Below are 11,158 nucleotides of genomic sequence, written 5' to 3' on the forward strand. Positions count from 1 at the left end.
TTTTTCAACGTATTAAGCTCTCCTCTTTATTTCTTGGGGCGCTATTGGGGCTTTTTCATCATGCCCCATCGCTTCCAGCGATTCCCAAATCCGTAAATTTTCCGCGCCACTTTCATTTTCCATCCAGCGGCCATATACACGGATCAACATCGAGTAGTCAGCGTGACCCATCTGTTTAGCGATGAATGCAATGTTACCGTGGGCCGTCAGGTTCCAACACGCAAATGTGTGTCGGAGTTGGTAGACTGTCCTGTAGCGGATCCCTGAGCGCCGTACTATGTTTTGCCACAACACCCGTATGCTAGTTGTTCGATACAAAATATTAAACTGATTATTTCTGCATGTTGTCGCCGGTAAGAATACAGGGTGAATATTAATATCCTCTGGTTTTTTATGCAGTTCTTCCATTTTTATCTGCAATGCGGGGAGCATCGCAGTAAATTTTCTCTGATCTGACAGTGCGGCTACGGCCGGGGGAGAAAGTTGGATAGTTCGGATCTCATCAGTTTTGGGCTTTTTCATCCGGCCATCGGAGTATGCTCTTGAAACAGTTAGCGTTTTTTTAGTCAGATCGATATCTTCCCAGGCTAGGGCACTAACCTCACCGGGGCGCATACCTGTATAGACCATCAGAGTTATCATGTTTCGGTGTGATTCATGTGTACATGCAGCCTGGGTTCTCTTGAATTCTTCGAGAGTAAAAGGATCAGGGTCTGAGGTTGATTTTTTGGCTGGACGCAACTCATCAGCTAAATTATTTCTGGTGTATCCATTTTGTTCAGCGAAGCGTAAGAAACCCCGCATTGCTGCCATGTAGTGGTTTGTGGTACTTGCTGCACGGGTGTTAAGTAACTCAGAACGCAGCCGCATTACGTCCTCAGGATATATTGCATCGATCAAGCGTGAAGGGCCAAGTATGCGCAGGCATTGGTCAAATGCAATATCATACCTACGCTGTGCAGCGTGGCCGATGTCAGTATATTTCAACACCTTGTATTCGTCGCATAGTGCATTTAGACGAATGCCTGACCGTTTGCAGCGTCCATCAAATTGTATGGCTCTTTCAGATTCAGGGAAGTGTGCGGGGTATGAGAACACCCCGCTTTTTATTTCGTGGTTGATGGCGGCTAATTTACCAGCAGCATATTTTATATTTGATTTTGTCGGAGAGAGGCCAAGAGACTCCCTGCACCTCTGTCCTTTATAGTGAAATGTGATCCGCAGTGATTTTCCGTGGATGGCTACACCCCGTGGCATTACTGAATCGGTTTGCTTTCCGCCCATCGGTCAAACTCCTCAAGATTAATTACCTTCCTGTTATCTGGAGCACGTCGCCAGATCCTTCCTTCTGCCCATACCCCTTTATTGATTTTTTCGTATATCGCTGATCGGCTGTATCCCGTGAGTTCGGCTGCTCTTTCAATACGCACCCATTTATTAATCATTGGTCATACCTCGATACGACCGGCCAACAGATTAACGCGCTGGCCGGTGTGGTTTTGATTTTTAAAAATCAGTTAGCGAACTGCGAGTGAAGGTGATCCTGTTTCAAGATGAGCACCTGGAATTTCAATACCCTCCTTGATTGCTTTTTTAATTTTGGCTTTATCCGGGGCGACAATAGTTGCCACATCGACATACTCATCGGGGATAGCGTTTTGGTTGTCGATAATCACACTGACTGAACCCGGTTTAACGGAGAAGGTATTGAAATCAGTTTTTAACGATTTCTTATCAGAGGCGATCAGACATTGCAGAGCGTATTTTTTAAGGCTGGCTGCATAGGTACTGAAGTGTTTCTCGCGTTGAGCGATTCGCTCACGCTCTGCCTTGCACGTTGCCGCCTGGCCTTCGTACTCACGCATTAATCCCATCATGCCATCAAGTTTATCGGCCAGCGCACCCTCAAGACCCTCAAACGTATCAGCCAGCATTTCAGGCGTCAGTTCGTCAGATTCCTGGGACAGTTCGAATAATTTACGGATGTCTGCTGCCAGTGAAATTGCTGTGCTCATGATTGCGGCTCCAGTTCTGCAATGCGTTTTTCGGTCAGTTTGTGAAGACTGAGAAGACGTTTTTTCAGGTAATCGGAATGCTGGCTGTCGCCAGTGCTCTCGGCATTCTTACGATGGACATCAACTTCTCTCGCCATCGTTTCATACACTTTCTTGGCTTCGTTTGGTGTGACCGCACTTTCGATGGTATTAGCGACTTTGGTGATTTTCTCGTCCAGTTCTTTACGAAGACGTACGGTATCCCCGGCTTTTTCCCCGGCATTCTCAATGGCGAATTGAGCTGCGTTTTCCTGGCGATACTGTTGATCGTCAAACAGGCCGAGGAACACATCAGCAGAGGAGCCAAGCTGAGAAAGTGCCTTTTTGGTTGCGTCTGTGAGTGATTTTTTTGGCGCTTCGCCATCGCTGATAAGGCCGTTTTTTGTGTTGTAAATATAGGGAGTGCAGCCATACGCAAAAATTTCGCCTTGTTTACCATCCAGCACGTACCACAGGCGTACTTTTGTTGTATGGTTTACTTCGGTCAGGTAGCCACCAGTCCCATTAGGGATCACTTCTTTTACGAAGTTTCCATCAGCACCTTTAACTGAGCGCATAATGGGTGCGCCATTATCAAAACGCTCTTCCAAAATCTCAATTTTCCAGTTGATACCCTGGGGGCCGAGTACCTTGGTAGCCTGCATTACCATATAGGTACCGTTGATCGATGTGCCGCCACCGTTCGTTGCGAACGCTTTGGTGAATCGTTCGTCGGTTCTGTGAAGTTTGCGCCAAAGACTGAGGTTGTCCTGTATGTCCTGCGGTTGATCCGCAATTTCTTTTTCAACCTGTGTCGCACGTTGTTGGAAATTGTCGGCAGCAATGTCACAAGGCGCAGTAACCACCACAGGGGTTACTGGTTTTTCTGTTTCATTTGGAGCGCTGGTATCGTTTGCTGGTTCAGTGCTCGAACCAATCAGACCGTCAATGCTGAATTTCCCACTTCCCAAATTACGTACTTCCGTTTTTTCTCCTTCATTTGAGGTGGTTTGCTGCGTACGCTCAACTTCTTGTTGCTCATCGTCACGGACGGGTTGGATGGTATCTTCAAAAACCATACCACAGCGTTCTGTAAGGCATTTGCGAATGTATTCCTTACGTAAAGCAGCATCGGTAGCGAACGTATCGAACTTCATACCAGCGGATACCAGTTCGAAAATTGTTTCATCATCGACATCCAGAATATCTACGATAATCCGCAGAGACGCGCTCCACATTCGCCAAGTCTGATCTCGGCCATTGATAAGCGCACGGGCATTCTTCACGTCAGAAGCTTTGGCATCGGCGCGTTTAACGCCGTTAAGTGCCAATGCTATTACCAGATCAAGCAAGTCGTAGGTACGACGCTCAGTTGTTTCTCGTACTCCGGGTCTTGTTGCTACCCATTTTTCAGCAAACGCCTGTACATCATCGGGGTTGTCATCCGGTGGCGTTCGGGCGCGGAGGGCGGTAAGCAAATTATCAACGGATGCAGGGAACATATTTTTAACGGCGGTAACGCGGCAAAGGCCATCTATCACCGCGCGAATATCTTCCGGTGCTTCTTCGTCATTCAGCATGTCGTAGGCGTTTGACAGATACTCCTGATTTACAGTTTCCGGCACTGCACTATACATGACGATATAGGCAATTCGCACATCAGCAGGGAGATCGAAAATAACGGCAGGTTCTTTGTTTTTTGGATCTTCTGCTACTATTAAATCAAAACATTTATTTTCTTCATTCCATGTGTGATTTGACATCCACTCTTCATCGAATTCATTAACAGATGGATGCTCTACGCCTTCACGATGAAGACTGATTTTAGGTTTGAAGTAGTTATTCCCTGAGTCTGGAAAACTTTCTTCTAATGCGACAGAGGCTTTCATTTCGGCCAGCTTTTCATTTTTAGCCTCAACTGCAATAGCAAGTGCCACTGTTCCGTTGGCTAATGCTGATTTCTTTGGTATAAAACCACAAATATATAATGCCATTGGTCATTCCTCGCTTATTTATGTTCAATGCAACGTAAGGATTGAATTTTTCCCTCAATCATCTGTACTTTTGCATGTGCATCGGAAAGTATTTTTCTTTTCGATTCCTCCAGGTGATTAATTTGCCCTTGTGTTAAATCGACAGATGGTATGTCAATTGATAAATCATGAGTTGTTAATAAAATGGTTGCTACATTGTCATTGCTTATTGGTTCATAATCTAAAACCCTGATGCTGAAACTCTCTTCCCAGGAATATTTCTGTGCTGCAATGAATAATACCTTGTTGATTGATGATGGAAGGGCTGTTTGCATGATTACACTCGTAGTGTTATACTCTCTGAGTCCAATGGTGGAAGCCATTGGTCATACCTCGCTGGAGTCGGTTTGGTCGCTGACTCCGCCGTCACCGGGACGTTAAGCCGGTAGACTGGCCCGCCTTGTGCGGGCCTTTTTACGGCTAATCTTCCTCGCCGCCAATCGCTACGCTAATTTCGTTAGCGAGTGATAGCCCATCGTTGCCTACCTCATCACAATGTTTAACAAAGTCACTCCATTTTGAATCGATAAATTGACGTAATACGGTTGATTGAAATTCATCAAGTTCAAACATATCTTTATTCCTGTATGTATTCGTGTTTATAAATCCTCACACACTAACGCCCATGAAAATGTAAGAGAGATTTATTTCTGATTGATGATGCTTTCTACTTCATAACAATTGCCGTTAAAAACACGCCTTTCATAAATAATGGTTTTACACTCTCGCTTAGATTCAAAAATTTCATAAACAACGTCTTTGCATGTTTCATGCGCAGGACATACGGTTACAACTAATGCGGATAATAGTTGTTGCATATATTCCCCTGGTGTTTGGCGGCTTAACTTTTTTCGTCTACTACTGCGTGGTATTTCTGTTCGTCACCATCGCAGTAGTATTCATAGCCTCGTCGATTAAACAGAAAAACCAGAGCGTCAATTGGGGTATTAGCGTAATCCATTTTTCATTCCTTTCTTTATTTGGAATTTAGCTGACTGTGGGCGGTAATCATGGACTTTATGCACATGGCTATAAGAGGTCGGTTCTCCGTCACCACAACCAGCTAAATATTTTCAAATTACAGTTCTATTGCATCTTTTGGATATTTGGTTCTTTCATTTCCTTTCATAACCAACCATTTTTCTCCATCCCATATATATGAAAACTCTTCTTGATTTAGCGGGCTGGCTTTTTCTTTGAAAGATACATTTTCTTCGCCACGATCTCGGCCATAATAAACGGTATAGCCATCAACTCGATTATCGAACGAATGTCCTTCTGGTTTATCACAGCTATTATCTAATATTGATATATCACCATGTGAAACCAGCTTTTCCGCTAATTCCTGAGAATTGTAATGCGCTGTCAGAATCGGGCCGTGATGTTCAGGATAGCCATCCCAGTGACAGTAGACGCAGTGATAAATGTCACCGACTTTTACATTGATATTTGATCTGGTCGCCATTGGTCATTCCTCGCTTATAACGTGATTGGTCATACCTCGCCCGTCTTTCCGGGGTGTCAGAACTTTTACCCATATCAGCCTGCTGTGCCGTGTTTCTCGCGACTCACCCGGTGTTTCATACGCTCGCCGGTAGCTACTTCGTGGGCTTTCCTTGCCTTATCGCGTTGGCTGCTTGCCGTTGATGGGTTTGATTAAACCACCAGCTTAAAATCATTTCAACCTCAAATCTCATAAAATTTAAACCTATGGTTGTAATTACTTGAACTTTGGACAAAAAAAAACCGACTCAAGTCGGCTTAGTAGGGGAGATATGGGAGATTAGTTATCTTTTTTGGTTTTCATTATCTCATCGATATTGCGTGATTTTAATAACTCCTTGAATAGACTATCATAATTTTCAACCATTTCTTGCAGAGCTGCAATGTGATTGGTCTTTGCACTTTCTGGTAGCCGCTCGAAAAGCTTCAAAAGAGTTTTCTGTCTGTCACTAAGTTCTGTGGGATTGAAATCATCCTCAATTGGTTCCGAGTTCTCGGATAGTTCATCGCCAAGTAACCAAGTTAACGACACACCAAAAGCTTCCGCAATTTTTAAGGCTGATTCTTTGCTGATATTACCTGTAGTGAACCACTTACCCGCCGCTTGTGGTGTTACCTCACAAATTCTTGCCAACCCGGATTTGTTAACCCCAGATCGTTTCATCAATGTGTAGAGCCGCTCTGCCACAGGGGGCATAGAAGAAGATTTTTCTTTTTTCATAACAAAAGTATAAACCAAAGGTTGTGACTAAGAAATGATCTTTTGGTTGTTATTTTATTAAACTCATGGTTTAATTTATTCGCGATTAACACTGAGGTTTAACCATGATGAAAACTGCATTACAGCGTGCTATTGACTCCGCAGGATCTTTGCGGGTTTTTGCGGCGCAATTGGAAATATCCGAGCAATCTGTTTGCCGATGGAAAAATAAGTACAAGGGCAACGTACCTTCAGGCCGTGTTTTAAAGGTCTACGAAATTTCTGGAGTAACTCCACACGAGTTGCGCCCCGATCTTTACCCAAATCCAACTGATGGCCTACCACCAGATCATCAGAGTACACCAGCAGGAGCATAAAAACTGACTTATGGAAATCAATCATGAAGCCATTTGCATTGAGCTACGCCGTTGGGCCAGTGCAACAAAACGGGAAACGGTAGCGGCTGAGATAACCCAGCGTTATTTCGATCTCGGCGGCGGGGATTTACCTCTGTATCCGGTAGAAGCCCCTGGTGCAACACACAACAACATGCAGAACATCTTCCGTTGGCTTGACGGCGATAGCCGGAAGGCGAGAGCGAAGATTGATGAGTTGAAGCCCGCGATCCTTAAAGCACTGGAGCACCGCAGGAACGGGACGATCCAATATCAGGTAGCACAGGCGCAAAAAGAGTGCGCTGAGGCGATTAGCGCGGCATTGCTGGAACTACCGGATGTTGATAAGGAAATCAGCGATGCAATTGAGGCATTGCATGTGCTGAGAAAGAGACCATCTGGCGGCATTTACTGCTGGTGACAACGAGGTATGACCAATGGCTAATTTTACGAGAGAACAGGTCGAGACGCAGATCCGCGATCACCTGGTTCGTGATGGATTCTCTGTCGATATTGCTCGTTCAGCAGCATTTCGCGGGGCAGATCATTATATGAGCAGACCCAACGCAACAATAGCATGCTGTATTGCTATCGCTAAAACATATGCCAGACCGTTGAAGCGGGTTAAAGGGAAGCAAGGCTGCAACGTCAATTCGCGCAAATAGTAACGCTGTTAGCGTTACAGAATTAAAACACTGAGGCTTCTATGGCGTCCAGTTGGATAAAAATTGAGGTGATAACCCCGGATAAACCCGAGGTGTACCAACTTGCCGAATTGTTGGACATAGATCCAGATGCTGCATTGGGCAAACTGGTGCGCCTTTGGGCATGGGCTGATCAACAAACAATTGATGGTAACGCAAAGTGTAACGCAGCAAGCGTTACCAAAAATGCCGTTGACCGGATCACATTCGTGCGTGGGTTTGCTGATGCGCTAATTCGAGTTGGATGGTTGGCGGTTGAGGGTGATACGTTAATTTTCCCTAAATTTGAACGGCATAATGGTAATTCCTCGAAAAAACGTGCTCTTACAAATGACCGTGTTACAAAAATGCGCGAAATGAAACGCAATGAAAACGCAAACAGTAACGCTCATAGCGTTACTGGGGGAGATCAAAAAGCGTTACCAGAGGAAGAGGAAGAGATAGATATAAATATAAAAGATCCCCCCTTAAATCCCCCCAAGGGGAAAGTAGCTACGAAGAAATTTAATCCGCTGGAAATTGATTTACCGGACTGGCTATTCCCTGAGCTATGGGCTGAGTGGGTCGAGTTTCGCAGGGCATTGCGTAAGCCGATTAAGACATCCCAGGGAGCGAACGGGGCTATTCGTGAGCTTGATAAATTCAGGGGACAAGGCATTTCGCCTGAGGTGGTCATTCGGCATAGCATCGCCAACGAATATCAAGGGTTGTATGCCCCCGGAGGACGGGGCATAGCGAATGGTTGCAGGGATGTTAATAAAATTTCATCGCCAGATGTTTCCATTCCACCTGGTTTCAGGGGGTAACGATGCGCGACATTTCGGCAGTTTTTAAAAGATTGCAGAATATCATCCCGTCAGGCGTAAGCCCCAAATTTACCAGCGCGGAAGATCTTATGGCCTGGCACCTTGAGGAAGGGCGAAGATACAGTGAAAAACTAATGCGCGAAAACCATCACACATGCATGAAGAAAATATTTGGTCGATCCGGGATTTGCAAACGGTACGGTATCAGGTACAGTTATTTAGGCTTGATTGTTGGTATCTTTAAATGGATAGTAAAAAAATGGAGCAGTCTTTTAAATTACAGTAAATGTATTAGCGCTGTTCATACGGCAAAATTTAAAAAAACGTGCTATTTCTTATGAACTAAGCTTTAATAAAGTGTCATCACGGGTTTTAACATCTAATAGAACTACGTGGTTGATTAAAACCCAAAAATTTCTGTGTTTCCTCGGAAAAAGGGGAACATCGATTTAATTGAATAAGGACTGAAAATGAAATTGAACAAACTGATGCGTTTATTATTACCCGGTCTACTTTCCTTTTCTTTAGCAAGTGAAGCTTGCACTACACTAGCCATTACGGATCAAAAAGGGGATATTTTTCACGGGCGAACACTCGAATATAGTCAGGAGTCTCCTTACTGGATGACTTACTACCCAGTGGGTATGTCGTTTGTTAAAAAAGCGCCAAATGGTGAGTCCGGTATGCAGTATTCTTCCAAATACGCGATGCTGGCAATTACCTCAACGTTTACTGATATTTCTGAAAAGGACGTCGTTGAGGGAATGAACAGTGCTGGTCTGTCTTTCAGTGTAAACATGATAAATAACGCAGATTTGGCTACGCTGCCTGAAGAGCACTATAAAGATGCGCTCCCAGTTACCTCGCTGGGTGAGTGGGCTTTGGCGCGTTTTGCTACTGTGGAGGAAGTTGCAGAGGCGGTCAAAAACGGCTGGTTTTGGTCACCTACGTTGTCAGCTTCTGGTAATCAGCAGGCCCCCTTTCATTATGCTTTTTATGACAAAAAAGGGGGAAGCATCGTTGTAGAAGCATCAAATGGAAAACTTCATGTCTATGATAACCCGACCCGCGTAATGACAAATGGCCCTGAGTTCCCGTGGCATCTGACAAACCTGAATAATTATACTCATCTGATTAATGAGGATCATACATCGAATACATTGGGAAATATTAAAATCACTCAGCCGGATAGTGGCATAGCCGTAGCAGCGCTTCCATCATCAGATACTTCGGTAGGCAGGTTTGTTCGTGGAGTCTATTACACTACCTACGCACAGAAAGTCTCAACCTCGTCTGAGGCTGTTAACACACTGGCCCATATTATGAACCGTTTTGATCGTCCTAAAAATATCACAGTCTACAAACTGGATAGTGAAAGCGAAAAAAAAAGCAAAACTGTATCTGAATTTACAGTCTGGACAGCGTTATCGGATCTGAGTCGTGGTGAATTATACGTCCGCACCTACAATGACATTAATTATTCGAAATATTCTTTATCTCAATATAAAGAGATGAAAGAGCCAGTATTTAAAAAAATCATGTAAAACAGAAGTATTTGATTTAGCTAAAATAAATATCCGGCTGCCTGCTTATTTTTTAATTTCTCACGCTGATATGTACAATTTTGTGTTGAATGTGGAGCTGCTGGCTTTAATGAATAAATCATAGCCAGCGGCTCCGTTTTATCCCATGGGGCATGGTGTCATATTACTTAAATCATGCCAGCTAAGTCATCTGCATTTTTGTTATGGTAGGCTGTACTAGCTCAGACCTGATCTGACAGTTACCGGTTATTTATACAGGTGTCTGTCAGATTAAATCTGGTTCAGATTCTTTTCTGCCCAGACCCGTTTTCCATCAAGTAACGTGGCCATTGGCGTACGCCCGCAGCACATTTTCCCCTGATGAGTTCGCTCATTATTATAATGCCACAACCAGTTGTCCAGATCCATTTGCAGGCTCTCCAGGTCTGCATATAGCTTCTTGCGGAACGTAACCTGATAAAACTCCTGCAAAATGGTTTTATGGAAGCGCTCGCAGATACCGTTCGTCTGCGGGGACATCGCTTTCGTTTTCGTATGGTCGATATCGTTGATGGCCAGATACAGCTGATAATCATGTTGCTCTACTTTACCGCAGTACTCTGTGCCCCTGTCGGTCAGTATTCTCAGCATCGGCAGCCCCTGAGCCTCATAGAACGGCAGTACCCGATCATTAAGCAGGTCGGCTGCAGTGATCGGCGTTTTACTCGTATACAGCTTGCAGTGAGCCATTTTCGAGTACGTATCCACGAACGTCTGCTGGTAGATGCGGCCAACGCCTTTCAGATTCCCAACGTAGAAGGTGTCCTGCGACCCCAGATAACCCGGGTGAGCCGTTTCGATTTCACCGCAGGCTTCGTCATCGTGCACCTTCTTCTCCAGTGCGGCGATTTGAGCATCGGTAAGCACAATGCCTTCTCTGGCGACCTTTTCCGTAAGCGCCTTCAGCCGCTTACGGAAGTTCTCCAGGTCATGTCGTTGCCAGATGGAGCGCACGCCGCTGCCGGAGATAAACACGCCTTTTTTACGCAGCTCATTACTGGTCCGGTGCTGACCGTGGGCCGGGAACTCAACGGCGTACTCAACAACCGCCCGTTCAGTGGCTTCATCGGCCCGATTCTTCAGGTTGGGTACCCGACGGTTTTGATTAACCAGCGCGTCAATGCCGCCTTCTTCAGCTAGCTCCTGGTAGCGGTAGAATGTGTCGCGTGACACCCCCATGATTTTACAGGCTTTTGATACGTTACCGAGTTCTTCGGCCAGATTGAGCAGGCCGGCTTTGTGTTTGATGATGGGATTGTTAGTATGAAGCATGAGAGTTACCTCGTGTTTTGTATAAGGATTAGACACCCATATCAAAACCGGTAACTCTCAACCTTTCAAGGTCCAGTGTCAGATCAAGTCGCGACTAATACATATCATACTCCAAATCAGTAAGTTGGT

Annotated in this window: 14 protein-coding genes; 4 read left to right on the top strand and 10 right to left on the bottom strand. The window is 45.0% G+C overall.

All coding sequences use genetic code 11. From position 1 onward, the window contains the following. Positions 1 to 12: 12 nt before the first annotated feature. The 9 genes from QRY16_RS03915 to QRY16_RS03955 form a co-directional block, all read right to left on the bottom strand. Complete coding sequence (locus QRY16_RS03915) at positions 13 to 1,284, bottom strand: site-specific integrase (protein ID WP_193405890.1); 1,272 nt, start codon at positions 1,282 to 1,284, stop codon at positions 13 to 15. Further along, a complete protein-coding gene (locus QRY16_RS03920) occupies positions 1,257 to 1,445 on the bottom strand; it encodes an excisionase family protein (RefSeq protein ID WP_078003199.1) in 189 nt (62 codons plus the stop codon). The genes QRY16_RS03915 and QRY16_RS03920 overlap by 28 nt, the downstream gene beginning before the upstream one ends. A gap of 72 nt (positions 1,446 to 1,517) precedes the next feature. After that, a complete protein-coding gene (locus QRY16_RS03925; RefSeq protein WP_289775717.1) occupies positions 1,518 to 2,015 on the bottom strand; it encodes a siphovirus Gp157 family protein in 498 nt (165 codons plus the stop codon). Next, positions 2,012 to 4,027, bottom strand: coding sequence for a phage-associated endonuclease (locus tag QRY16_RS03930; protein ID WP_289775718.1), 2,016 nt, complete (start codon positions 4,025 to 4,027; stop codon positions 2,012 to 2,014). The genes QRY16_RS03925 and QRY16_RS03930 overlap by 4 nt, the downstream gene beginning before the upstream one ends. A gap of 14 nt (positions 4,028 to 4,041) precedes the next feature. Beyond that, the gene (locus QRY16_RS03935) at positions 4,042 to 4,389 is read right to left on the bottom strand and encodes a hypothetical protein (RefSeq protein WP_193405886.1); all 348 of its coding nucleotides are present in this window, start codon (positions 4,387 to 4,389) and stop codon (positions 4,042 to 4,044) included. Between the two features lie 97 nt (positions 4,390 to 4,486). Next, entirely contained in the window at positions 4,487 to 4,639 is a 153-nt protein-coding gene (locus QRY16_RS03940; protein ID WP_193405885.1) for a hypothetical protein, read from the bottom strand. Between the two features lie 71 nt (positions 4,640 to 4,710). After that, positions 4,711 to 4,884, bottom strand: coding sequence for a DUF1482 family protein (locus QRY16_RS03945; protein ID WP_193405884.1), 174 nt, complete (start codon positions 4,882 to 4,884; stop codon positions 4,711 to 4,713). A 260-nt stretch (positions 4,885 to 5,144) separates the two neighbouring features. Next, positions 5,145 to 5,531: a post-segregation killing protein PndC gene (locus QRY16_RS03950; protein ID WP_099707625.1), complete on the bottom strand. Its 387-nt coding sequence runs from the start codon at positions 5,529 to 5,531 to the stop codon at positions 5,145 to 5,147. A 318-nt stretch (positions 5,532 to 5,849) separates the two neighbouring features. Then, positions 5,850 to 6,290, bottom strand: a complete 441-nt coding sequence (locus QRY16_RS03955) for a helix-turn-helix domain-containing protein (RefSeq protein ID WP_193405882.1) — start codon at positions 6,288 to 6,290, stop codon at positions 5,850 to 5,852. A 104-nt stretch (positions 6,291 to 6,394) separates the two neighbouring features. On the opposite strand from QRY16_RS03955, the gene QRY16_RS03960 reads away from it, so the two are divergent. From QRY16_RS03960 to QRY16_RS03975, 4 genes are all read left to right on the top strand, one after another. Next, complete coding sequence (locus QRY16_RS03960; protein ID WP_419776106.1) at positions 6,395 to 6,646, top strand: transcriptional regulator; 252 nt, start codon at positions 6,395 to 6,397, stop codon at positions 6,644 to 6,646. A gap of 10 nt (positions 6,647 to 6,656) precedes the next feature. After that, positions 6,657 to 7,085 carry a toxin YdaT family protein gene (locus tag QRY16_RS03965; RefSeq protein WP_099716834.1) on the top strand — a complete coding sequence of 143 codons (429 nt, stop codon included), beginning with the start codon at positions 6,657 to 6,659 and terminating at the stop codon, positions 7,083 to 7,085. A gap of 285 nt (positions 7,086 to 7,370) precedes the next feature. Then, on the top strand, positions 7,371 to 8,174 hold the full coding sequence (locus tag QRY16_RS03970; protein WP_193405880.1) for a phage replication initiator YdaU family protein: 804 nt from the start codon (positions 7,371 to 7,373) through the stop codon (positions 8,172 to 8,174). 470 nt (positions 8,175 to 8,644) lie between these two features. Then, entirely contained in the window at positions 8,645 to 9,718 is a 1,074-nt protein-coding gene (locus QRY16_RS03975) for a linear amide C-N hydrolase (protein ID WP_289775719.1), read from the top strand. Between the two features lie 270 nt (positions 9,719 to 9,988). Here the strand turns inward: QRY16_RS03975 and QRY16_RS03980 are convergent, their stop codons facing one another. Further along, on the bottom strand, positions 9,989 to 11,029 hold the full coding sequence (locus QRY16_RS03980) for an IS481 family transposase (RefSeq protein WP_193403339.1): 1,041 nt from the start codon (positions 11,027 to 11,029) through the stop codon (positions 9,989 to 9,991). Between the last annotated feature and the right edge of the window lie 129 nt (positions 11,030 to 11,158).

Origin of the sequence: Mixta mediterraneensis, assembly GCF_030283135.1 — a bacterium.
GTDB classification, from domain to species: Bacteria; Pseudomonadota; Gammaproteobacteria; order Enterobacterales; family Enterobacteriaceae; genus Pantoea; species Pantoea mediterraneensis.